Annotated in this window: 13 protein-coding genes; 6 read left to right on the top strand and 7 right to left on the bottom strand. The window is 58.4% G+C overall.

Features of this window, described 5'->3' with window-relative positions; translation table 11 throughout:
* Positions 1 to 44 precede the first annotated feature (44 nt).
* The 3 genes from BW33_RS08710 to BW33_RS08700 all read left to right on the top strand — a co-directional run bounded on the left by BW33_RS08710 (position 45) and on the right by BW33_RS08700 (position 3846).
* Positions 45 to 833 carry an AraC family transcriptional regulator gene (locus BW33_RS08710; protein ID WP_047598367.1) on the top strand — a complete coding sequence of 263 codons (789 nt, stop codon included), beginning with the start codon at positions 45 to 47 and terminating at the stop codon, positions 831 to 833.
* Between the two features lie 139 nt (positions 834 to 972).
* Positions 973 to 2685, top strand: a complete 1713-nt coding sequence (locus tag BW33_RS08705; protein ID WP_177327470.1) for an amidase — start codon at positions 973 to 975, stop codon at positions 2683 to 2685.
* 183 nt (positions 2686 to 2868) lie between these two features.
* A complete protein-coding gene (locus BW33_RS08700; protein ID WP_047598365.1) occupies positions 2869 to 3846 on the top strand; it encodes a TerC family protein in 978 nt (325 codons plus the stop codon).
* Between the two features lie 92 nt (positions 3847 to 3938).
* Here BW33_RS08700 and BW33_RS08695 read toward each other — a convergent pair whose 3' ends face one another.
* Together BW33_RS08695 and BW33_RS08685 are read right to left on the bottom strand one after the other, a co-directional pair.
* Entirely contained in the window at positions 3939 to 5039 is a 1101-nt protein-coding gene (locus BW33_RS08695) for a polyamine ABC transporter substrate-binding protein (RefSeq protein WP_047598364.1), read from the bottom strand.
* A gap of 348 nt (positions 5040 to 5387) precedes the next feature.
* On the bottom strand, positions 5388 to 6794 hold the full coding sequence (locus BW33_RS08685) for a purine-cytosine permease family protein (protein ID WP_047598362.1): 1407 nt from the start codon (positions 6792 to 6794) through the stop codon (positions 5388 to 5390).
* A 324-nt stretch (positions 6795 to 7118) separates the two neighbouring features.
* On the opposite strand from BW33_RS08685, the gene BW33_RS08680 reads away from it, so the two are divergent.
* From BW33_RS08680 to BW33_RS29860, 3 genes are all read left to right on the top strand, one after another.
* Complete coding sequence (locus tag BW33_RS08680) at positions 7119 to 7604, top strand: flavin reductase family protein (protein ID WP_003225754.1); 486 nt, start codon at positions 7119 to 7121, stop codon at positions 7602 to 7604.
* 139 nt (positions 7605 to 7743) lie between these two features.
* Positions 7744 to 8787, top strand: coding sequence for an LLM class flavin-dependent oxidoreductase (locus BW33_RS08675; protein ID WP_047598361.1), 1044 nt, complete (start codon positions 7744 to 7746; stop codon positions 8785 to 8787).
* Between the two features lie 25 nt (positions 8788 to 8812).
* The gene (locus BW33_RS29860; RefSeq protein WP_047598360.1) at positions 8813 to 9163 is read left to right on the top strand and encodes a hypothetical protein; all 351 of its coding nucleotides are present in this window, start codon (positions 8813 to 8815) and stop codon (positions 9161 to 9163) included.
* A gap of 45 nt (positions 9164 to 9208) precedes the next feature.
* Here the strand turns inward: BW33_RS29860 and BW33_RS08665 are convergent, their stop codons facing one another.
* The 5 genes from BW33_RS08665 to BW33_RS08650 all read right to left on the bottom strand — a co-directional run bounded on the left by BW33_RS08665 (position 9209) and on the right by BW33_RS08650 (position 24808).
* The gene (locus BW33_RS08665; protein ID WP_442965398.1) at positions 9209 to 9754 is read right to left on the bottom strand and encodes a hypothetical protein; all 546 of its coding nucleotides are present in this window, start codon (positions 9752 to 9754) and stop codon (positions 9209 to 9211) included.
* Between the two features lie 159 nt (positions 9755 to 9913).
* Complete coding sequence (locus tag BW33_RS08660) at positions 9914 to 10315, bottom strand: hypothetical protein (RefSeq protein ID WP_047598358.1); 402 nt, start codon at positions 10313 to 10315, stop codon at positions 9914 to 9916.
* 2 nt (positions 10316 to 10317) lie between these two features.
* Complete coding sequence (locus BW33_RS08655; RefSeq protein ID WP_047598357.1) at positions 10318 to 11103, bottom strand: hypothetical protein; 786 nt, start codon at positions 11101 to 11103, stop codon at positions 10318 to 10320.
* Between the two features lie 122 nt (positions 11104 to 11225).
* Positions 11226 to 11816 carry a hypothetical protein gene (locus BW33_RS28360; RefSeq protein ID WP_236645205.1) on the bottom strand — a complete coding sequence of 197 codons (591 nt, stop codon included), beginning with the start codon at positions 11814 to 11816 and terminating at the stop codon, positions 11226 to 11228.
* Positions 11813 to 24808, bottom strand: coding sequence for a two-partner secretion domain-containing protein (locus BW33_RS08650; RefSeq protein ID WP_081794192.1), 12996 nt, complete (start codon positions 24806 to 24808; stop codon positions 11813 to 11815). The genes BW33_RS28360 and BW33_RS08650 overlap by 4 nt, the downstream gene beginning before the upstream one ends.
* Positions 24809 to 24827 lie beyond the last annotated feature (19 nt).

Below are 24827 nucleotides of genomic sequence, written 5' to 3'. Positions count from 1 at the left end.
CTAACGTGAGTAGAAATTACCGACTAACGCCGAAGAGCCAACAGATGCCGCCCAAAGGACATGAGAAAAGCTTCCGGCGCAGCATTCCCGGGCTACCCAGCCTGCCGCGTCCGCTGTACGGGCGCACCGAATCGCTGCCCAATCGCGCACTGACCCGGCGTCACAGCCACCCGTGGGTGCAATTGTCGTACGCGATTCAAGGCGTGCTCGAAGTACAGACCAGCGCCGGACGTTTCGTCGCGCCACCGGAGCGCGCAGTGTGGATTCCGGCGGGCGTGCCGCACCGAGTGTTCAGCTCGCCACACACCGAAATGCGCAGTTTGTATATCGATTGCAGCGTGGCCGGCTGGGCGCTTGAGCGCTGTCATGTGCTGGGCGTCAGCGACCTGTTGCGCGAGCTGATCCGCGCGTTCAGTCTGGTTCCGGTGGAATACAACGAGAGCGGCGCGCATGGCCGGTTGGCCCAGGTGATCCTCGATCAATTGGCCGACGCGCCGCAGATCGACCTGATGCTGCCGCTGCCGCAGGACAGCCGTCTGCGGCAGATCTATCAAAGCCTGGAGCAACATCCGGAACAGCAGACGACTCTGCAGCACTGGAGCGAAAAATTCGGTGTCACCGAGAAAACCCTCAGCCGCCTGTTTCTACGCGACACCGGGCTGACCTTCCGCGCCTGGCGCCAGCGCTTGCGTCTGTTGGGTGCGCTGACCCCGCTGGAACGCGGCGAACGGGTCACCGACGTGGCTCTGGCCTGCGGTTATGACTCGACCTCGGCGTTCATCGCGGCATTCCGGCAACAGTTTGGCGAGACCCCGGGCGAGTTTTTTCGTTGAATTTTGTCGATATTTATCGAATTAGAACATGCCATTCGACTAAGTTCAGGGTAGAGTTTCGCCCATCGGTAATTCTTCACACGTTTCGACGATAACCATAATGACCCACCCCTTTAGCGAACCTGTCGGCGGTAACAGCATGATCGAAGTCACTGAAGTCTCCATTGCTCAATTACGCGCGGCGCTCGACGCCGGCCAGACCACCGCGGTTGAACTGGTGCAGGCCTATCTGGCCCGGATCGACGCCTACGACGGCCCGAACACCGCCACCGCATTGAATGCCGTGGTGGTGCGCAATCCCCAAGCACTGGCCGAAGCGCAGGCGTCCGACGCGCGCCGGGCCAAGGGCGAAACCCTCGGCCCGCTCGATGGTATCCCTTACACCGCCAAGGACAGCTATCTGGTCAAGGGTCTGACCGCCGCCTCGGGCAGCCCGGCCTTCGCCGATCTGGTGGCGCATCGCGACGCCTTCACCATCGAACGCCTGCGCGCTGCCGGGGCCATCTGTCTGGGCAAGACCAACATGCCGCCGATGGCCAATGGCGGCATGCAGCGCGGCGTCTATGGTCGCGCCGAGAGCCCGTACAACGCTGCTTATCTGACTGCACCGTTTGCTTCCGGCTCGTCCAACGGTGCCGGCACCGCCACCGCCGCGAGCTTCTCGGCCTTCGGTCTGGCAGAGGAGACCTGGTCAAGCGGTCGCGGCCCGGCGTCGAACAACGGTTTGTGCGCCTACACGCCGTCGCGCGGGGTAATTTCGGTGCGCGGCAACTGGCCGCTGACGCCGACCATGGACGTGGTGGTGCCGTACGCCCGCACCATGGCCGACCTGCTCGAAGTGCTCGACGTGGTGGTTGCCGAAGACCCCGACACCCGTGGCGATCTGTGGCGCCTGCAGCCGTGGGTACCGATCCCGAGCGTTGCCTCGGTGCGCCCGGCCTCCTACGCCGAACTGGCTGCGAAACCCAATGCACTGGCCGGCAAACGCCTCGGTGTGCCGAAGATGTACATCAACGCCGACCCCGCAGCCGGCACCAGTGAAGCACCGGGTATCGGCGGCCCGACCGGGCAGCGCATCAACACCCGCCCCTCGGTGGTCGATTTGTGGAAACAGGCCCGCGCCGCTCTGGAAGCGGCCGGCGCCGAAGTCATCGAAGTGGATTTCCCGCTGGTCTCCAACTGCGAGGGCGACCGCCCCGGCGCACCGACCGTGTTCAATCGCGGCATCGTCTCCAAGGAATTTCTGCACCACGAACTGTGGGATCTGTCGGCCTGGGCCTTCGACGATTTCCTGCGCGCCAACGGCGATCCGAAGCTCAATCGACTGGCCGACGTCGACGGGCCGAAGATCTTCCCGCACGACCCGGGCACCCTGCCCAACCGTGAAGGTGATCTGGCCGCCGGCATGGACGAATACGTGCGCATGGCCGAGCGCGGCATCACCCCGTGGGATCAGATCCCGACCCTGCCGGACGGCCTGCGCGGCCTGGAAAAGACCCGCAAGCTCGACCTCGAAGACTGGATGGATACGCTGAAACTCGACGCGGTGCTGTTCCCGACCAACGCCGACGTCGGCCCGGCAGATGCCGATATCAATCCGGAATCGGCAGACATCGCCTGGAGCAATGGCATCTGGGTCGCCAACGGCAACCTGGCGATCCGGCACCTCGGCGTGCCGACTGTCACCGTACCGATGGGGATCATGGCCGACATCGGCATGCCGGTTGGCCTGACCTTCGCCGGTCGCGCCTACGATGACTCAAACCTGTTGCGTCTGGCCTCGGCGTTTGAAGCCACCGGTTCGAAGCGTCAGGTGCCGCCGCGTACTCCGGCGTTGACTGCCGGCAAGTAATCGGAACGGCGGGGTTGAGACCGCAAAAGGTCTCAATGCCCGTCGTGGCTGCCCCCCTCCCTGATCGCGACACTTCGTTATTCCCGAACTGTCTCTCAGAAATAAGCGATTTTTCTTACAACCAAAATCGCCGATAGCATGGCCCTGCCTGACCCTAATTCAATAAAAGCCAGGGAGCCAGCCATGCCAACCACCAACATCAATATCGGCGAACCATGGATGTGGGGCGCGTTTATCGTCTTCGTTCTCGCCATGCTTGCACTGGACCTGTTCGTCTTCGGCGGACGCAAGGCGCACCGTGTTTCAGTGCGGGAAGCGTCCTGTTGGGTGATCGCCTGGTGCGCACTGGCCATGGCGTTCGCCGGATTGCTCTGGTGGTATTTGCACGGCGAGTTCGGCGCCGAAATTGCCCAACGCAAGACGCTGGAGTTCCTCACCGGTTATCTGATCGAGCAGTCACTGTCGATCGACAACATGTTCGTCTTCGTGATGATCTTCAGCTACTTCGCCGTGCCACCGGAATTACAGCGCCGGGTGCTGCTGTACGGCGTACTCGGGGCGATCGTGATGCGCGCGGCGATGATCTTCGCCGGGGTGTGGCTAGTGTCGCAGTTCGAGTGGTTGTTGTATGCCTTCGGGGTGTTCCTGATCATCACCGGGATCAAGATGCTGATGTTCGCCGAGCAGCAACCGGACCTCGACAAAAACCCGCTGCTGCGCTGGGTGCGCGGGCACATGCGGATCACTCAGGGATTTCACGGCGAGCGCTTTTTCGTGCTGCAGAACGGCGTGCGCTGGGCCACGCCGATGTTCCTGGTATTGGTGCTGATCGAGGCCAGCGACCTGATGTTTGCGGTCGATAGCATCCCGGCGATCTTCGCAGTCACCACCGATCCGTTCATTGTCTTCACTTCGAACATCTTCGCGATCATGGGCCTGCGGGCGCTGTACTTCCTGCTGGCAGACATGGCCGACCGCTTTCATCTACTCAAGTACGGACTGGCGATCGTGCTGGTATTCATCGGCGGCAAGATGACGCTGATGCCGTGGTTTCACATGCCGGTGGAGTGGTCGCTGGCGGTGGTCGGCGGGGTGATTCTGGGGTCGGTGGTGTTGAGTCTGATCGTCACCCGCAAGGAAGACCAAACCCAATCCCTGTAGGAGCGGCCGCAGGCTGCGATCTTTTGACTTTGCATCCTGAAAAACAAGATCAACAGATCGCAGCCTTCGGCAGCTCCTACAGGGGGGTGCGGTTACTTGTCGGACTTGATGCTGGTCCACACTCGAGTGCGCACGCGTTCGAGTTTCTGCGGTAGTGGCTGGACGACGTAGAGGGTTTTCAGGGCTTCAGGCGTTGGCGTCAGGTTCGGGTTGCCGGTGATGTCTTTGTTCACCAGCGGCATCGAGTCCTTGTTCACGTTCGGATAACCAAGGAAGTCGCTGATCGGCGCAATGACTTTCGGATCGAGCAAGGTGTTGAGGAATTCGTGGGCCTCTTCGACATTCTTCGCGCTCTTCGGAATGGCGAAGGTATCGAACCAGATCGGCGCGCCTTCCTTCGGCAAACGCCAGTCGACCACCACACCGTTGCCCGCTTCTTTCGCACGGTTGCCAAACTGATAGAAGCTGCCGGAGTAACCGATGGCCACGCAGATGTCGCCATTGGCGATGTCGGTCATGTACTTGGCCGAGTTGAAGTAGGTCACGTACGGACGAATCTTCAGCATCAGGTCCTTGGCCTTTTCATAGTCGGCCGGATTCTGGCTGTTCGGGTCGAGGCCGAGGTAATGCAGGGCCAGCGGCAGAATTTCCGACGGCGAATCGAGCATCGCTACGCCGCAGGATTTGAGCTTCTCCATGTTCTCCGGCTTGAACACCAGATCCCAGCTGTCGACCGGCGCGTTGTCGCCGAGCGCTGCCTTGACTTTGGCCGGGTTGAAACCGATCAGTACCGTGCCGTACATGTAGGGCACGCCGTACTGGTTACCGGGGTCGTTGGCGTCGAGCAGTTTGAGCAGCGCCGGATCCTGATGACTCCAGTTCGGCAGTTTCGACTTGTCGAGTTTCTGGAACACCCCGGCCTTGATCTGGGTGTCGATGAACTGGTTCGACGGTACTACCAGGTCGTAGCCGGAGTTGCCGGTGAGCAACTTGGCTTCCAGCGATTCATTGGTGTCGAAGGTGTCCCAGGTCACTTTGATGCCGGTCTTTGCGGCGAAATCCTTGGGCACCGACGGCAGAATGTAATCCGCCCAGTTGTACACCCGCAGCTCGCGCTGTTCGGCGTGTACCGCGCTGGCCAGCAGCGTCAGCCCACACACGGTGGCACCCAGAATGCGTTTCATCGTGACCATGGTTGTTTCCCCGGATTGCGACGTGAGATCGATGGTTTTTATGTTCTGTACACGGCAGCGGCTGTAAAGGTAGCCAAGGGCAAGCAAAGTCCAGCGTTTCGTTATGACTTTGATTCTTGCCGACCGCGCGGTCGCGGCACAGTGGGGGATGGGCCAAAAGGGGATCGAAATGGCCAATTTGAATGACCACTGGAATGCACAAGGGCTTGGCGAACATCACTTGTGGCAAGGGAGCTTGCTCCCGCCGGGCCGCGCAGCGGACCTCGCTCTTCGATTCAAAAAAGCAGAGGCCTGCTGCCGCAGTCCAGCGGGAGCAAGCTCCCTCGCCACGGTTTTATTGATGATCAGTCAGTCGGTATAACTCAACCGCGCCGCCCTGCTCTGCCGGGTCTGCCCGCGTGTGGCGAGGCAGTAATACAACGGCACCGTCACCACCAGGCCGAACAGCCACGACAGATCGGCGCCGTCGACCAGATTGGCGTACGGCCCGACGTACAGCGATGTATTGGCGAACGGCAGTTGCACAATGATCCCGATGAAGTAGGCAATGATCGCGTGCAGATTGAAGCGCCCGTAAATGCCGCCGTCCGCGCGGAAAATCGAGCTGATGTCATACGCGCCGCGCTTGATCAGGTAGAAGTCGATCAGATTGATCGACGCCCACGGCACCAGTACCAGCAGCAACGCCAGAATCAGTCCGATGAACTGCGAAATGAAATCTGCCGAGGCACCCAGCGCCACCACGCAGCAACCTGCCAGCACCACGCTCGACAACAGCACACGCACCTTGATGCTCGGCGTCCATTGACTGGCGAATGTCTGGATCGAGGTGATGATCGACAGCACCGCGCCATACAGATTCAGCGCGTTATGGCTGATGATGTTGAGCAAAAACAGCACCATCAGAATCGGCCCCAGCCACCCGGTGGACTGCCTGACCGCCGCCATCGCCTCGGTGCCTTCCGGGGTCGCCAGCACCGCCACGGCGCCAAAGCTGAACGACAGAATCGTCCCCAGCGTCGCGCCCAGATAAGTGGCCCAGAACGGTTTGGCGATGCCGATATCCGCCGGCAGGTAACGCGAATAATCGGACACGTACGGCGAGAAGCTGATCTGCCAGATGATTCCCAGCGACACCGTCGCCAGCCAGCCCGACAGGTTGAAGCTGCCGCGCGTCAGGAAGTCCACCGGCAAGTCGTGGGCGAAGATGTAGATGAAACCGGCGAGCAACGCACTGCCCATCACCCAGGTGCCGATGCGGTTCAGCGTGTGGATGAAGTTGTAGCCGATCACGCCAATCGCCGTGGCCGCCAGTGCGCCGATCAGAATGCTCAGCGGTGCCGGTACCGACGGTGCGATGCCGACAATCGATTTACCGGCAAGCACGATGTTGGAAATGAAAAAACCGATGTAGATCAGCGCCGCGAAGAACACGATCAGCAGTGCGCCGTAACGCCCGAATTGGCCACGACTCTGAACCATTTGCGGAATGCCCATGCGCGGACCTTGCGCCGACGCCAGAGCGATCACCACCCCGCCGATCAGGTGCCCCAGCGCAATGGCCAGCAGCCCCCAGAGCAAGTCGAGATGGAACACCTGAACCACCATGGCGCCGGTGACGATGGGCAGTGGCGCGATGTTGGTGCTGAACCATAAGGTGAAAAGGTCGCGGGCCTTCCCGTGGCGTTCCGCGAGTGGGACGTAGTCGACCGTGTGATTCTCGATCAACGGATCTTGCCAGGACATCTGGGACATATGCATGAACTCGAGTTTGTCTGTTCTTATCTTTGTATGAAGCCAAACCGGGGGGACTCTGTGGCCGCCCCTCAGATGCAGACCATATTATGGTATTCCAAACATTTCACAAGACTGATCCGTAGTTTGCGGCGCGATCTGATCCGCCATCCTCACTGATACTGCGGCCTGCAGGCCAGCCTAAAGCCCAATAAACGCTGAGTTTCCGACGAAAGCACCACGTTTATCGGTTCAGCCTAAAAGCCCTTGCAAAGAAAAAATACTGGTATACCATCAGACCAACAAATACATAAAAATCGCGTCACAACACCCGAGGACCGTCCAATGATCGATGCTGCCATCTACAAACAAGTCATGGGCTCGTTTCCGTCCGGCGTCACTGTTATCACCACGCTGGACGATGACGGCCAGATCGTCGGCCTCACCGCCAGCGCCTTCAGTTCACTGTCGATGGACCCGGCGCTGGTGCTGTTCTGCCCCAACTACAGTTCCGACTCCTACCCTGTGCTGATCAAGAACAAGCGCTTCGCGATCCACGTCCTGTCCGGTGGCCAACAGAGCGAAGCCTACGCCTTCGCCCGTAAAGGCAAGGACAAGGCACAAGGCATCGAGTGGACGTTGAGCGAGCTGGGCAACCCGATCCTGGCCAACGCGACGGCTATCATCGAGTGTGAGTTGTGGCGCGAATACGAAGGTGGCGACCACGCGATCATGGTCGGCGCGGTGAAGAATCTGATCGTCCCGGAGCAGCACACCGGGCCGCTGGTGTATTGCCACGGCAAGATGGGCGCCCTGCCCGTTCTGGCCTGAACGGAATAACTGTAGGAGTGAGCCTGCTCGCGATAGCGGTTTATCAGATGTCGATGTGTTTGCTGACACAGCGCTATCGCGAGCAGGCTCACTCCTACAGGTTTTGTAGCCTCAACAATAAAAGATCCGAGGAAGCGTCATGAAATTTTCCCTGTTCATCCACATGGAACGCTGGGACGAAAGCGTCAGCCATCGCCAACTGTTCGAAGACCTGACCGAACTGACCCTGATGGCCGAGGCCGGTGGTTTCAGCACCGTGTGGATCGGCGAACACCACGCGATGGAATACACCATCTCGCCCAGCCCGATGCCGCTGCTGGCCTACCTCGCCGCCAAAACCACCACCATTCACCTCGGCGCCGGCACCATCATCGCGCCGTTCTGGCACCCGCTGCGCGTTGCCGGTGAATGCGCACTGCTCGACGTCATCAGCAACGGACGCATGGAAGTCGGCCTGGCGCGTGGCGCCTATCAGGTTGAATTCGATCGTATGGCCGGCGGCATGCCCGCCTCCAGCGGCGGCCAGGCCCTGCGCGAAATGGTTCCGGTAGTCCGCGCCCTGTGGCAAGGCGACTACGCCCACGACGGCGACATCTGGAAATTCCCGACCTCGACCAGCGTGCCGAAGCCGATTCAGAAGCCCAACCCACCGATGTGGATCGCCGCCCGCGATCCGGACTCGCACAACTTCGCCGTAGCCAACGGCTGCAACGTGATGGTCACGCCATTGATGAAGGGCGACGAAGAAGTCGTCGACCTGAAAAACAAGTTCCAGACCGCACTCGACAACAACCCGGATGTGCCGCGCCCGCAACTGATGGTGCTGCGCCACACCCACGTGCACACCGCTGATGACCCGGACGGCTGGAAAGTCGGCGCCAAGGCGATCTCACGCTTCTACCGCACCTTCGATGCGTGGTTCGGCAACAAGGAAGTACCGGTCAACGGCTTCCTGGCTCCGAGCCCGGAAGAGAAGTTTGCTGGCCGCCCGGAGTTTGAGCTAGAGAGTTTGCACCAGACGGCGATGATTGGTACGCCGGAAGAGATTATTCCGCGGATCAAGTACTACCAGGAATTGGGGGTGGATGAGTTCAGTTTCTGGTGTGACAACAGTTTGCCGCATGCGGAGAAGAAGAAATCGCTGGAGTTGTTTATCAGGGATGTGGTGCCGGCGTTTCGGTAAACACATGGCTGGTTCAGCCCGGTAAATGAAAACGCCCCGGGAGAGTTCGGGGCGTTTTAGTTTTACGTGGCTCATCGTCCCAAAAATTTCCGGCAGGCGCATATTGTCCATCTCGGAAAACGGCGCACCAACCAAAACTTGGGCAGAACATTTCAAGATCAATGATCTGGTAAAGGCCTTCGCCAATTTTGCTCAAGGTAATCAGACTATTGGCATAGTGAGTGTATTGACCACCCGCCCCGGCGACCGCATGTCGTTCCAGCTCCTCACGATTCCAGCCAGATACGATCCCCGGACGATTCAGGAACTGTATCCGAGAAGGAGATTTCGAATTGCGTTGAAACTTTGCAAAGGCACGGAATTCGTCGCTGTTTGAGCAAATCATAAGTGATCAGGTTTTCAGGGAAATCTATGGTTAATTTCAAACGGGTGGGGCTCCGATGAGAACACGTTGATCCGGCCGGCTAACATCGTAAACATGCTGCTCGCAACCCTGCCCGACAAACTGAAACTCGACCAGGTAGACCTTGCTTCGTTCCGGCGTAAAGGTACTGATCAGCGGCCCGCAGCTGTATGTATTGCCAGTGCCCATGCCGTTGGAGCGCCCCGACACCTCAAAGGGTTCGTCAGCATTGGCTTGAGTTTCCAGCTGAGGGAAGTGCTTGAACGTGGCGCTATTGGCCGCTTCGTTAAGCTTGGCGATCCAGCCGAACACCTTGCCTCGCCCGGAATCCACCACAGTACCCAGCACTTCCATTCGTTGATCGGGATCTGAAGCCCGGCGAACCGAGAACTCGACAGGGTATGTGTAGCCTGTCGAGTTCATGATGACTTTGGCGTGTTGTGCATCTGGCGTTACCGTTTTTTGCTGAAGTTGGACACCCTCCTTTAAAAGACTGGGGGAAGAGTCTCTGACGTGGGTGTTGCAGCCTGAAAGTATGAGAAACAACATAAACAACAATGGCATTTTGGCCAATTTTTGACACTCCGTTCCAGCGTTACAACGGCCCAACACTGACAATTGAGCCCACGAAGATTCACGAGTCATCAACGGGTAATTGAACGGCTCAATAACCCACGTCACCAGAACCCGCGGCGACGTGCTATCTGTATCGCGACACTCCTCTTATAACCCCCCCAGAAGGTTCTTGTATTTCTCACAAACTGAACTGTGGGAAAGAATAGAATCATCCACGTCATTTAAAACACAAGGCCAAGCTTCCGCAAAACTCAAAAAAACCTTCAAGTAAATTAACTTCGCATGCTCGGTATGATCGAGGTTAAGCTCAATCATTACCTGCGGCTCCCCCCCCAAGACATCCTGCCACCCTTGCAGATCTTCGGCATCGTAAAATTCTTCAAGAACATCTTTTGAATGCAATGCCAGCCAGATTTCCGAATTGCCCTCGCTAACGCCGCCCCGAAAGGGCTTGCCGGAACTCACGAACCCACCGTGCGCCAAGATGATTTCTTTGAAGTCTTCTGTGTTCAACTTTTCTGATGAAATGATCATTGCCGATAACGACATGGTTATAACCCTCCTCTGCTTGCACCATACAAAAAGAGCTGATCCAAAGTATTTATCACCTTGACACCTAATTTCTCGTAGGACTTTATCTGCTGCGCCTTATCCATATTCGGCGCAAATAAAATGACTTCCTTGCGATCAGGATTCAGCGTTGGATTGTTTATGAATTTTAGCAATTGCTCCTGTTTCCCTGGTTTAGTACCGCTCGCCACTTCGATAATGAAATTAGGCGTTTCAGCATCAATTTCGCCAAGCCCCAAGGGTTTCCCGCCTACGAATTTATGCCTGAATTTACTCTGATAATCCACTAGCACACCCTTGTCATAGAGTGCTTTACCTACTTGTCCCTCCAGCAACTCTCCCGGAGAGCTCGACTTCAATGCTTGCTCAATATCATCTGAAAACCTACCGGGTTCAAATTTCAGGAACCTACCAGCATTCCCAGCTTCACTGTCCGCCAGCCCCGCCAACTTGATCCGAAGCAATTCTGTTTCAGCAGCGGCTACTTTTGCTGCCTCCCGCTTCGCTACGACTTCCAGAATTGCGTCTACAACAAACTTACCACTTCGAATCCCCGTCATCGCAAGGATGGCGTCATCAAAGGCGCTAACAGACAGTACCCCTTTATTACCAATTGTCGCCAGTCGATCAGCAGCATCTGTCACAACAGATTCAAATGACGAGATACTCGACAACTCGTTCCCATACTGTGCTGTCTGTTCCCGGCCAAACTGGCCCCACTGCTGGTAAACCGCTCCTTGCCCAAATACCCCGGCAGCATTGAACAACGTCGAATCGGGGAAATGGGGACAGATTTATTTTCGATTAAAAAATTGGCGAATTGGAACTGACGAAGTCCTGCACAAAAAAAATCTGCCACCTTTACCCGGTTTGCACCAACGCAGAAACGTCAATTCTCAGAAAACTCCATGTAAAATGAGTTGGCATGAATCTCCCAAGACATCCAGCCAGGCCCAGGCGGGGCATTGAGAACTCCCTCCAGGAAATACTTTTCAGAAGACACGCTCAAGAAATATGGTGAAGCAAGTTCTTGCATCACCTTGAGCCCCGAGGAGCTCTTCCTATCCTCTGAATATTCAACAACTGTGCTTTTTGAAGAAGAAACACCTACAAAGACAAACCAACAACCACCGACAAACTCATGCATAGCATATGAACTTTCAGATTTGCTTATATATTGCACCCACTCCCCACCTTGACTACGGGCCCTCAATAGCCCGTCTACAGATTCCCACTCATCATATTCAGCCTGCCTCGCAGCATCGTAAATATAGTGCACTGGAAACAGATGCTCAACACGAGCACTTTCACCTTTCTCGCATCTCACAAGAGAAACGCCATTGATATCATTTACAAGCTTACAATGTGGGAGAACTAGTCCCTTTTCAACAAAAACCCGCAGTGAGTCCCCCACAACAGTCCACCTCCCGTAGGTGCAATCGAATGTAACAAGCGCTTCGAAATCCACTGAAACTCTCATTTTATTTTCTCCAAAACGATCGTTTTCATACTATCCAGATTTGTAATAGCGCTCCCATCTGTACGAAGGAAGGTCTGCCCTGAAAACCGGGAGTCTAGAGGACCGTCTTGCAAAACTCTCAATCCCAAAGACTCAAGATCAGATGCACTGGGAAGTTTTCCATAAGGGTTTGCAGCGTTCGCGTTGATGAAAATTTTTCCACCCGGCTCAACCACTCTAGTTGCTTCCGGCAAATAATCCATCATAGAGAAGGTTCCTCCCGCTTCTTTTGGAATGAATGGATTGCTTGCAACAATCTCTCCCACTGAGCCATCTTTAAAAGGTAGCTGCCTTGCATCCGCACGGATACCAGACTGAATATCCGCACTTATATCAACGTTTATGGCTCCCGGTGTTTGCGCATTTTTCCCACCAAACAATTCAACTGTAGGCTTCACAGCAGAACCAGTTGCTTCTCCTATGTCTTTTGCACCGGCGGTCCTTAAGACATCTTTCGCCACCTGCTTCTTCGCCAGCGCCTCCAGAACCGCATCGATAACGACCTTGCCACTGCGAATCCCAGTCATCGAAAGGAGTACATCATCAATAATTGTGGATGACAATATTCCTTTGCCCGAAATGGCCGACAGTCGTTCAGCAGTGTTCGCTAAATCAGACGCGTAGGTCGAAATGCTGGATAGCTCGTTTTCATACTGAGTCGTCTGGTCTTTACCGAACTGACTCCAGTGCTGGTACACAGCTCCCGGGCCATAGGTCCCGGCAGCATTGAACAAGGTAGAGTCATTGAATTGCGCATCTGTCGCACTGAACGCGTAAACCGGTGCTCCGTTGGCAATAATCGGTCGACCATCACTCCAGGTCAGCGGGATTTTTTGACCGGACAATTGGCTGATTGCTGCATAGGCGTCGCCCATATCTTCAGCGAAGTTCCTGGACTCCGGATCATTACCGACAGCGTTTTGCATTACGCTTTTCAGATGTGCGAGACCGGCAGCGTCTACTTCAGCACCGGCTGCGAGCAGTAACAAATCTTCCCACTGAGCGCCCGAGCGCGATCCTCCACGCGCTTGCAGCTCCTCAGCTTTTTTCTTCAGTAGCGGGATTTCCTGTTGCTTGTGCAATTGTCGATTGAACATCTCGACACCGGTTGCACTGGTGACCGCAGTCGTCGCGCCCGTTGCTCCACCACCAGATCCCGCTGCCGCGCCTAGGCCCGAAGCAATCAAGGTAGCCAACGAATCCTGCTGCTTGGCGCTGAGGTCACTATCTTTCAGGGCTTTTGCAATCATCGGCATCAGAGCCGCTGAGACCCCTGCACCCAGTGCGCCGGCTGCGACGCTGCTGCCCGACAACCCCATCACCGCGCCAACCAGCGAGTGCAACATGACGCGTGCCGCCCCGCCTTCAGCCCAAGCTGCTCGGGTCACGGGGTCGGTAGCATCACGTTCTTGTTGGCTGGCGTAATCGCCGATTTTCTTGAACGCATCGTTAGCCGAGGTATTGGCGACGACACCGATCGCTGTCGTACCGCCAACGCCCCCCAAGCCCACTGCAATCAAGCCAGCAGCGACATCCGCCATTATGCGTTTATCGCCGCCCACCCCCCAACTGGTGTACTCATCGAGTGCAGCCTTACGCTCTTCGTCGGTGGTGGCCGCCTTCAGTTTGTCAGCAGCCGCTTGCTGCTGTGCGCTCGCCACTTTGCCGATGATGTTTCGCGACAGCGAGACCGTGCTCTGAATCAGATCAATCCGCTCTTGAATGGCTTTTTGATCAGGTTTGTCCAGTGCCTCATTCGCATGCGCTGTATCACGATTCAGACCCACCAGATCGTTCACGCCTGCAGCGTTGCGAACGATGATGGTGCCTTCGCTGACGGCACTGCGGGTCTTGCTCTGATCCGAATCTTCAAGCGCCAGCGGAATACTGCCGCCGACACTGGTGCCGGACTTGCCGCCGTAAGACAACGAAATACCGGCCGACTGGGCACTGATATCGCTCGTGTTTTTGATGTCACTGACGAACAGGCGATCAGTACTGAGCAGGTTCTTCTCCGGTGTCGCTTCGCTGGCAATGACCGCGCCTTGCAGGGTGGTGTTTTTGCCAACAGTGATGTCGTATCCACCTTGGCCGGCGAACAGACCGCTCTGATCGATCACGGCTTTGTAGTCGCTGTTCATGTTGCCGGCGGCAAGGCTTGCAGACCCGGTCACAGTTGCGCCATAGCAGAATGGCGGGATACAGATGCTCGCGCCGATACCGGCACTGCCCTGCTTGCTGCTCTGGGTCTCGGTGTCCTGACGCGAGATGATGTTGAGGTTGCCGTCGATCACGGCCTTGATACTGTCGGCTCGGACTTGTGCACCTGCCAGCGTGGTGTCATTGCCGCTGTGCAGGGAGAGAGAGCCGGTATCCAGAGTGGTATTGACCTGGGTGACCGAACTGCCGGTGCCTGTGTTTTTGGCAACAGACGCCCCGAGGTCAAGGGTGAAGCCGTTCTGTTCGCCCAGGTTGAAGCTCGCCCCGATGGCGGTTTTGTTATTGCTGCCGTTGTTGGCCCAGTCAGCGGTGTTCTGCGCGCTTTCCAGAACGATGTTGTTCTTGGCAATCAACGCAGTATCGGCGGCTTTCAAGCTGCTGCCGACAATATGAATATCACCGGCCGTTCCCGGCGCACCGCCATCAGCGATGATCAGCAGGTTCTGGCCCGCATTGATCGTGCTTTGTTTCGCTGTCTGACTGTTGTACTCGCTAGTGCTCTTGCTGTGGGTATTCGCCAGTTCAGTACCGATCTTTATCAACGAACCATTGCTGGCGGAACCCTGTTTCTTGCCATAGTCGGAACCTGCACCTTCGGCGCTTCCCCCCATCCCGCCGAGGTCGTTCAGCGCCATGGCGGCTTGAGCATATTTGACCGCTTTAAGCCTCGGGTCGTCGGCGCTTTTCGCCGCTTCGACCGAGTTGTGAATGGTATTGACCGTATCAACGATCATGCCGCCAATGACCCGGCCTACCCCCAGGCTGCTGGATTTGTCGGTACTGCTTTGGCTCGAGCTTTCCATGCCCGCAGCGATGGTTACCTTGGAGCCGGTCAGGCTCATGTTCTTGGTGCTGACCAGATCACTGGCGATCACGCTCAACTCGCGCCCGCTGGAAAGGGTTACGTTGCCAGCACTGGAGCCAATGGTGCTACCGGTCAAAGTGGTCTGGGACGATTGGCCAGTATGATTCTGACTGCTGACAGACAAGTGCTGGTTACCGGTGATGTCATCGACGCCAAGGTTGTTAGCGGTCAGTACCCCGGTCAGATCGCGGTTCTTTTCCTTGTGCAGTTCATTACGGGTAAAGGTGTTTTCCGCGGCGTTGATGGTCAAGTCGCGACCGGCCTGCACTGACAGATCATGAGTGCTGACCAAGGCTGATCCGGTAATCGTCGCGTCTCGGCCGGCCACCACATCTACAGTGTTACCCGAAATCATGCTGCCGACCGCCGTCGTTTGCGTCTCGGAAACCTGATCCTTGACCTTGCTCGACTTCAAGCCTCCCCAACCACTTTTGCTGGAGCTGCTTTCATGGCGGACGCTTTGTGAGTCAGTGACAGCAACGATTTGCATGTCATTGCCTGCAACCAGTTTCACACCACCTTTGTCAGAGGCAACTTCACTGCCTTTGATGAGCATGTCGTTATTGGCAACCAGCGTTGCATTACCGCCCGACGTTACCGAACTGGCGATATTGGTGGTGCTGGATTCCTCGTCAAGGCGGCTTTTCTTCCCGGAGGAGGTTTTCTTGGTCTTGCTGTAGAAGCTGTAATCGGTGTCTTCTGCCGATTGCAGCGCCAGATTGGCACCCGCCGTCAGATAAGCCTCATCCCCGGCGCTGACACGACTGGCAATCAGGCTCAAGTCTTTACCGGCGTTGAGCAAGACAGTCCCCCCAGCCGTCAGGGTCGTGGAAACCTGACTGACATGATCCTCCTGACTCGTCACCTTCTTCGTTTTGCTGTACGAGTGCTCTTCATCCGCAGCTGAGGCCAGGGTCAAGTCACCCACGGCACTCATGTCTACGTCGCGTTTGGCACCAATCTGGCTGGCAATGGCAGTGATGTCGCGACCGGCGTTGACGATCAGACTCTGCCCTGCATCAATGGCCGAACCATACTGAGTAATCGTCTGATCCGTGTGCAAACCACGCTGCCCGCCTGAGACCTGCTCAGCCGAAACGAGGTTGACGTCACGCCCGGCATTGATCGTGGTGTCCAGGCCGCTTTTAAGCACGCCACCGGTGTTGTTGAAGTCCTGCCCGGCCTTGATGGTCAGGTTGTTGGCTGCCTCGATACGCGCTGCACTGTCCACAAAATCGCTGCGCTCACTGCGGTAGCCGCTGTCGCTTTCGTGGGTGGTGACGGTGCGTTCGTTGATGAGGTCGCCACGGGTGGTGGTCAACGAGACTTCTTTACCCGCGATAACGCCGCCGGATTTGTTGATCAGGTTGTTGCCAGCCAGTAGCTCGAGGCGATTGCCCGCGTCGATCAGGCCGCTGTTGACCAGATCGTTGGTGGCGGTGGCCGACAGGTTGTTGTTGGCCTTCAAAGTACCGACGTTATTCAGGTCCTTGCCGGCGATCAAGGTCACGTCGCTGCCCTGGATCAAGGCGCCGTTCGGGGCCAGGCGATTGTTGGCGTTGGCCAGGTACAGAACCGGCACCAGCACTTGCTCGCCGTTCACTTCAGCGTTTTCCATCCAGACGATGTCGTGGGTCAGGGCCGCGACTTGTTCGGAGGTCAGGCTGACGCCCACCGCCAGATTAAGCTCGTTTTTGCTGGTGAGCGCGTTGTCCATCAGGTACTTGAACAAGCCGTCGTTGGACGTCTGCCCATCTATGAAACGTTGACCGGTACGGGCGACCACGGCTTGCTGGACCAGGGTCTGCTCGTAGAAGCCGTCACCCAGGCGCTTGGCACTTTGATCAGGGTCGTAACCGAGTTTGGACAGCAGGTAGTCCGAACTCATGAACTGTTTGAGGTCGGTCAGTACCGGGTTGGTTTCGACCAGGTATTTCTGCGGATTGGATGTGCCCGCACTGGTCGGAACACCCTGCACCCGGTTGATGGTGAACGCAGTGGAGCGCCCCGGCAGGGTCGCGCCGCTGACGTCAGTTGCTGGCGTGCTGACGTCGATTGCACTGGTACCAACGCCCGGTTGCTGGGCCTGGTGATCGGCGGTACTCAGGTTGACGCTGCTGGCCGCAGCCGAGGCATTGTTGGTCAGGAGAATGTTGCGTGTCTGCACGCCTGGCAATGTTTGATCGCGCTGGCTCAGGTTGACGCTGGCGCCGCCCATTGTCCAGCTCTGCGGGCCGGTCGCGACCGGCGCGGTACTTTCCTGGCCGCTAAGGCGGAACAGACCGTTTTGCCCGGTCGGCAGTGCAAAGCCAGGCAACACCACCGGGTTGACTTGCTGCTGGGCAAGGTTCGGAGGCAGTTGCTGATTGACGGTAACCCGTGTGGAGAACTGACTGCCACCCGCCCCGGTGCCGGTTCGCGGACCGCTGCCGATATAGGTGTAGCCCGGACGCACGACACTGTTATCGATGTTGTTCTGGGCAGTGATATTGACCGTGCCAGCGGCCTGGATCACGGCGGCGTAGCTCTGGTCGCTGGAGGCAATTTTGCGGGTGCTGCCCAGCTCCGGCAGTTCCCGTTCGGTCATGCCGATGAAGTTCGCGATACCGCCCTGCAGGCCACCCAGATTATTGACGTTGTAGCCGCTGCTTTCATACCAGTACTGATTGGTGAAGGCGCTGGCGGCGCTGTACCAGCCACCCGCATTGCTGGTGCGCTGGGACATGTAGATCCGGGTGGTTTCGGTTTCACCGGTCTCCACGCCGCTGTTGGTCAGGTTCGCCACATTGGCAATGAAGTTGCCCGCGGTGGCAATGGTGCTGCTCTGGTTGAGCAGGTCACCGCCATTGAGGGTCAGGTTGCCACCAGCGGTAATGCTGGACGCGGCGCTGGCCGAGGTAACCTCGAGTTTTTCACGCTGTACGATTTCCCACGCGTGGTTCTGCTTGCCACTGCAGTCACCGGCGTTCACCCCTTCGATACAGGTGACTTCACCGATCCGCGCAGTGTAGATGCCGGCGTTGTTGACCGTGAGCACGTCGCGGATGTTCTGGATCGAGCTCGCTGCCAGCGTCATGCTGCCATCGCTTTGCAGCGACGCCGAACGGTTGACGATGGAGTTGGCCAACCCGCCACGGCCATCGCGGTCAATCGTCAGATTGCCGAGGCTGTAAATGTTGCCGTAGCTGTTATTCAGATCGGCGACCCGCAACGACATGTCCTTGCCGCTGAAGAACAGACCGCTGGCGTTGACCAGATTACCAGTGGTCAGTGTCAGGTCAGTGCCGGCGGCCGTGGTGCCATAGTTGCGCACGCCGCCGGCATTGATGGTCATGCCCGCACCGGAGGTCAGGCGACCGGCATTGTCCAGTTGGCCACTGACATTGAGCGTGGTCTGGCCACCCCCGGCGATGCTGGAATTGACGCTGTTGAGGCTCACTTGTGCAGCGTTCAGGGTCAGATCGCCCTGACTGGTGAGGCGCCCTGCCCCCCAATAAGCGGCACCCAGGCCGACATTCATGCTGCCGTCACTGGCCAGCAGGCCTTCATTGAACCAGTTGATGCCGGTGCCGGTGAAGCTGTCGGAGGCGAGCAATTGGCCGCTGGCCGTCTGGGTCAGGTGGTTGACGTTGACGGTCAAGCGCCCGGCCTGAATCGAACTGCTGTTGGTCCAGGTATCGGTGCTGATGGTCAGGCCGCCGCGGGTCACGAGGGTGCCGCCGGCGTTGATGACGTTGTTGGTGGAGATGTCGAACGTGCCGGTACCGACGTGCAACAGGCTGCCACCGGTATTGAGGAAGCTGCCGGCGTCGAGCGTCAGGTCGGTGTTGGCGGTTTCCAGTGTGCCGTTGCGGTTGTCGAACAGGCCGCCAATCTGGAAGCTGGTTTTGCCGCTGGTGCCGAGAGCACGCAACTGGCCTGTCTGGTTATCGAGGCTGGCAGCTTTAATGGCAAGGGTGCTGTCGCTTTCGATGATGCCCAGGCGGTTGTTCAGTTCACCGGTCAGATTGAGGTCGATCTGCTGGCCGGCGATCTGGCCGTCGTTGTCGCCGCTGTTGTCGAAGTTGTTGCCGGTGACGTTGATTTTGCCTTTGGCGTAGAGCCCGCCGTTGCGGTTGTCGAAGTTACCGGTCACGACGATGGCGTCGCCGCTTTGTGCGGAAATACGGCCGCCATAGTTGTCGAGGCCCATCGCCGCATTGAGGTTCAAGCGCTGGCCCTGGATCACCCCGCCCTGACGATTGTTGTTCAGGTCATAGCCGTTTTTCAGCACTCCGGTCAGGCGTGCGGTGAACGCCGCTTGCAGGCTGGCGAGAACACCGCCACGGCTGTCCAGATTGCCGGCATCGATGGAAAGATCACCGTTGGTGGCGAGGATTCGACCGCTCTGGTTGTCGATATCGCCGTTGCTGACAACGGTGACTGCACCTTTCGCCTGTAAGGTGCCCTTCGCGTTGGCGAGGCTGGCGGCCTGGATTCGCAGGTCGCTGTTCTGGCTGTAGATCAAGCCATCGGCGCTGTTCTGGATGGCGCCCGGTGTGGTGATGGTCAACAGGCCGCTGGCGGCGACGGTGCCACGGTTGCGGTTGTCCAGACCACCGCTCAACAGGGTCATCAGGCTCTGGCTCGCCAATTGGCCGCCCTGGTTGTTGATCTGCGTGGCGCGTTGCAGCAACAGCGTGCCACCACTGGCGAGCTTGCCGTTGGTGTTGGTCAGGGCACCGAGCAGGTCGAGGGTCACGGCGGCGTTACCAGCGAGACTGCCACCGGTGTTGTCCAGGGCGGTGCCGGTGAAGCTCAGATCCTGCGTGGCATTGACGGTGCCGCCGGCGTTACCCAGCGTCATGGCTTGCATCGCCAGGCTCGCATCGGTAGAGATCAGGCCACCCGTCGCATTGTTCAGCAGACCGTTGATGGTCAGGGTTTGCGCACCCGTACTGGAGACCACACCGTTGTTGCTGTTATCCAGATTCGCTGCGGTGACGCTGAGATTTTTCTGGGTGACCAGTGCCCCCGCGCCGCTGTTGAGCAAATCCCCGCTCAACGTCACGCTGAGGTTGCCATCACTGGCAGAGAGCGTGCCCTTGTTGCGGTTATCGAGGCTCGCGGCGTTGACCGTCAGGCCTTGCACCCCGGAGATCACCCCGTTCTGGTTGACCAGTGCACCGGTGTTGAGATTCAGCAGATTGTTGCTGACCAGCTTGCCGTTGCTGCTATCGAGGCTGCGGGCGACAAGGTCGATACTTTGGCTGCTGGCGATCTTGCCGCTGCGGTTGGTGAGGTCACGCAGGTGCTGAATGCTCAACTGGCCTTCAGTGGTGATCAGGCCGCCGTCGTTGTTCAGATCAGCAGTGGCCGCGCCGAAATCAATGGCGATGGCACTGCCCAGCAGCGAGCCGTTCTGGTTGTTCAGGCCGTTGCTGTTGATGGTCAGGCCGGTGGTGGCATTGATCAGACCCAGGTTCTGGTTGGTGAGCAGGCCGTCGAGGTTAAGGTCCAGACTCGAGCGGCTGGTCAGTGTGCCGCCACTGTTGTCGAGACTGGCTGCCTTGATGTCCAGCGCAGCCGCGGCAATCAGGCCTTTGATGTTGGTCAGCGCCTGGTCGATGCGCAGCGTCACGGCCTGATTGCTGAGCAATTTGCCGTTGCTGTTGTCGAGGCTGCGCGCCGTCACGGTGAACGTCTGCGCGCTGGAGATTTCACCGCCGGTGTTGTTGACGTCCTGGAGGTTCTTGAGCATCAGCAACGGCGCGCTGATGAAGCCGCTCTGGTTGTTCAGTTGACCGTGATTGAGGTCCAGATCCAGCGACGTGTTGCTGAACAACTGGCCGCCCTGCTGATCGAGGCCAGTGACGTTCGCGGTCAGCGCAGCAACGCTGGCGATACGACCGCCGTCCTGGTTGGTCACTTGGGTCGCTTTCAATTCCAGCGTGTCGCCACTGTTCAGGCGGCCGTTGTGGCTGTTATCCAGTGTAGCGGTATGCACCACCACCGGACCTTTGCCGCTGATGCTGCCATTGTCGCTGTTGTCGAGGCTGGCACTGGTGAGGTTGAGGCTGGCGTCGGTGACGATCTGACCACCACGGTTGAGCACCACGCCGCTGGTGGTCAATGTCAACGGCCCGGCAACCGACAGGCTGCCGAGGTTGTTGGTCAGACTCGCCGCTGTCACGCCAAGGCTGCCTTCCGCGCTGATCAGGCCCTGACTGTTATTCAGGTCGCCGCTCAGGTCGAGTTTCAGGTTGCTCTGGCTCAGGAGTGCACCCGCAGTGCTGTCGAGGCTGCGGCCGGTCAGGGTCAGGTCGGTCTTGCCCGAGATCAGCCCCTTGGCACGGTTGAGCACTTCATCAACGGTCAGGCTCAAAGCACCTTGTGCGATCAACTTACCGCCATCGCTGTTGTCCAGACGACTGCCGACCAACGTCACGTCAGCCTGGCTGGACAGCTCACCGCCACGGTTGTCGATGGCATCGACCATCAGTTGCAGCGCCTGATTCGCCCCGACGAGACCGCCGTTACGGTTGTCGAGGCTGTTGCCGGTGAGCTTCAGCCCGTCGGTTGCCACCAGTTCACCGTGTCGGTTATCGAGGGTCGCGACGTTGGCGATAACGTCGGCTTTACCGGCAATGTGCCCTTCGCTGTTGTCGACGCTGTCGGCTTTCAGATTCAGTTCATCATCAGCGATCAGCGTACCGCCCTGGTTGACCAGTTGGCCGTCCACCGTCACCCCGAGGGTGCCACGGCTGGTGATCAGGCCGCCGCTGTTGTCCAGGCGAGCGCTTTTGACATCCACGCTCTGCGCGGAAATCAGGCCCTTGACGCTGGCCAGCAGTTGTTCGATGCGCAGGGTCAGGCCCTGATTGCTGATCAATTTGCCGTTGTTGCTGTTATCGAGGTTTTGCGCGGTCAGGGTGAAGGCCTGGGCGCTGGAGATTTCACCGCCCTGGTTGTCGACGTCCTGGAGATTTTTCAGCACCAGCAACGGTGCATTGATCAGGCCATTGCGGTTGTTCAACTGGCCGTGATTGAGGTCGAGGCTCAGGGAGGTTTTGCTGAACAGTTGACCGCCCTGCTGATCGAAGCCGGTGACCGTTGCGGTCAGTGCTCTTTCGCTAGCGATCCGGCTGCCGATGCCGTTGCTCACTGCGCCGGCGTTGAGCGTAAGGGTGTCACCGCTGACCAGGCTGCCGCCGGAGGCGTTGTTGAAGACGCCGGTGGTCAGCGCGGTGGCTTTTTTGCCGCTGATCAAGCCGCCCTGACTGTTATCCAGACTTTTTGAAGCAAGGATCAGCCCGCTGTCGGTGGCGATCGAACCCGTCTGATTGTTCAGGCTGCCCGTGCTGGTCAGCGCCAGCGCGCCGGCGCTCGTCAAGTGACCGCGCGTATTATCGAGACTGCCGGCGTGTACGGTCAGCGTCCCTTCGCTGCTGATCAGACCCTCGATATTGCTCAAGGCGTTGTCGAGACGAATGTCCAGATTGCCCTGTCGGGTGACGAAACTACCGCCGCTGTTATCCAGGCTCTGCCCGATCAGCGTCGAAGTGCCAACACTGAACAGTTGTCCGAGGGTCTGATTGATGACCCGGGCCACAGTCAGGCCAAGGGTGGTTCCGGCGAGGACTTTGCCGCTGTCACTGTTGTTCAGGCGTTGACCGATGACGGTCACATCGACGGTGCTGGAGATTTCGCCACCGCGATTGTCGATCTCGCCGACCGTGAGTTTCAGCGCTTTTGTGGTACCGACCAGACCGGCCTTACGGTTGTCGAGCGACTGGCCACTGAGCAACAACGAACCTTGGGCGACCAATTCACCACCCTGGTTAACCAATTGCGTCACGTTGGCGTTCAGATCGGCTTTGCTTGAGATGCGCCCGGCGCTGTTATCGATGCGCGTCACGCCGAGAATCATCGGCCCTGCCGCACTGAGCAAGCCGCCACGGTTATCCAGTTGTGTGCCGCTGTAGTTGACGGCGGCCTGACCATCGAGCAGACCTTTATCGCGATTGTCGAGCGCGCCAACATTGAGTTGCAGGTCTTTGGTCGCGCGGATTTTTCCGCCGCGATTGTCCACTGAATTGCTGCGCAGGGTCAGGCGATCCTTGCCAACCACGCTGCCGCCACGGTTGTCGAGGCTGCCACTCTGGACATCGACTGCACCTTTGGCGCTCAGCTCACCGTTCTGGTTATCGAACAAGCCAGTGATGCGCGCGGTCAGACTGCCGTCGCTGACGAGACTGCCTTCGTGACTGTTGTCGAGGCTGGCGGCGGTGATGCTGACATTCACCCCCGAGCCCAACACACCGTTGCGGTTGTTCAGCGCGCCAATCAAGCCGATGTTCAGCGCTACGTCACCCGTCACCTGGCCGCCGCTGTTGTCCAGCGTGATGGCGTCGATACGGGTGGTGCCGGCGCTGGATATCTCGCCATCGTGGTTATTCAGGTCGCCAAGATCGGCGCCGAGGTTGCCGTTGCTGCTGATCACACCCTGGGTGTTGATGACCTTGCTGACGTTCAACTGCACCGTCGAGTTACCGAGGACGCTGCCCTTGTTCTGATTGTCCAGAGTGGTGGCTGTGAGGCGCGTGCTCTGCTGGGCGCTCAACGTACCGCCCTGGTTGTTCAGGGTTTGCGCGACGGTTGCCGTCAGGTTGCGACTGGCGATCACGCTTTTGCCGCTGTTGTTGAGGTTCTGCGCACTCAGGTTCACGTCGCCAGCGCTGTTACGGCTGTTGTCGGCGTTGACCCCGGCTTCAATGATGCCGTTGTTGCTAAGGGTTCCACCGGCGCTGAGGCTGATGCTGTCGCGTGCAGCGAGGTTTTGCTGGCTGCTCAGATCGCCTTGGGTTTGCACGCTCAGTGCGGTGCCGGCGTAGACCGGACCTTGGGCAGTAAGGCTGTTGGCTTTAATGTTCACGGCAGTGGCTGCCGAGGTCTGCGCCAAGGTCAACTGGCCGTTGGCATCGATCTGGATATCGCCACCACTGGCGGCCAGGTTGCCCGCCAGTTTCACCCCGACCCCGGCCTCGGTGCCCACCAGTTTGATCGCCCCGGCGTACATCCCGCCGAGTGCCGAAGAGTCGATTGCCAGTTGCGGCTTGGCGCTGCCGTCGTCGGCGCGGGCCGTGGCGTTCAAGGTCTGTGCGTTGACGTCGTTGCGCCCGGCAACGATGGTCAGGTTCTGCGCCTGGAGCTCAGCGTTGATTTTGGCGCTACGGGTGATGATTTCGAAGCGGTCGACGTTGGTCGCGTTAAGCCCGGTGCCTTCGATGGCAACAGAACCCTGATCAACCTGAAAACGATCCAGCCGCCCCGCGCCATCCAGCACCGGTTTGCCGGTGGTCAGCGTCACGCGCGGCGCGTTGATGAAACCGCAACCATTACAGGTGATGCCATACGGGTTCGCGACGATCACTCGCGCCGACTGCCCCGCCACTTCGGTGTAACCGCGCAACTGGCTCGGGTTGCCGCTGATGACTTCGTTGAGAATCGCTTGCGCCGAGCCGCTGTTTTTCAGGTTCGGGTTGCCGATGATGTGCCCGGCCAACTGGGTGTTCGAGGTCTGCGTCGAGCCGTTGTTGAGGATGACGCCCTGCGCGCCGACGTTGTAATCGTGGAACTGGTTATGCGACAGCCCGCTGCCGTTGGGCGTGGCGATGTTGATGATCGGCACGCCATTACCGGCCCGATCCAGCGCGGTGTTCGGGTTGGCCACGACAATGCCGTCGGCCTGCGCCCACATCGGTTGCCAGAACATGACGTTCGCCAGCAGGAACGCCAGCCCGCGCTTGGGCATGCCCAGAAACGACTCACGGTTTTTTACGGCCGCAGAAGGCTGGCCTGCAAGGAAGGCGAACTGACGAACATCCATGTCGATGGTCTCGAAGAAT

It is taken from the genome of Pseudomonas sp. RIT288, from assembly GCF_000631985.1.
GTDB lineage: Bacteria > Pseudomonadota > Gammaproteobacteria > Pseudomonadales > Pseudomonadaceae > Aquipseudomonas.
The sequence above is the reverse complement of the archived record's forward strand: the minus strand, read 5'-3'. Positions and strand labels throughout refer to the sequence as shown.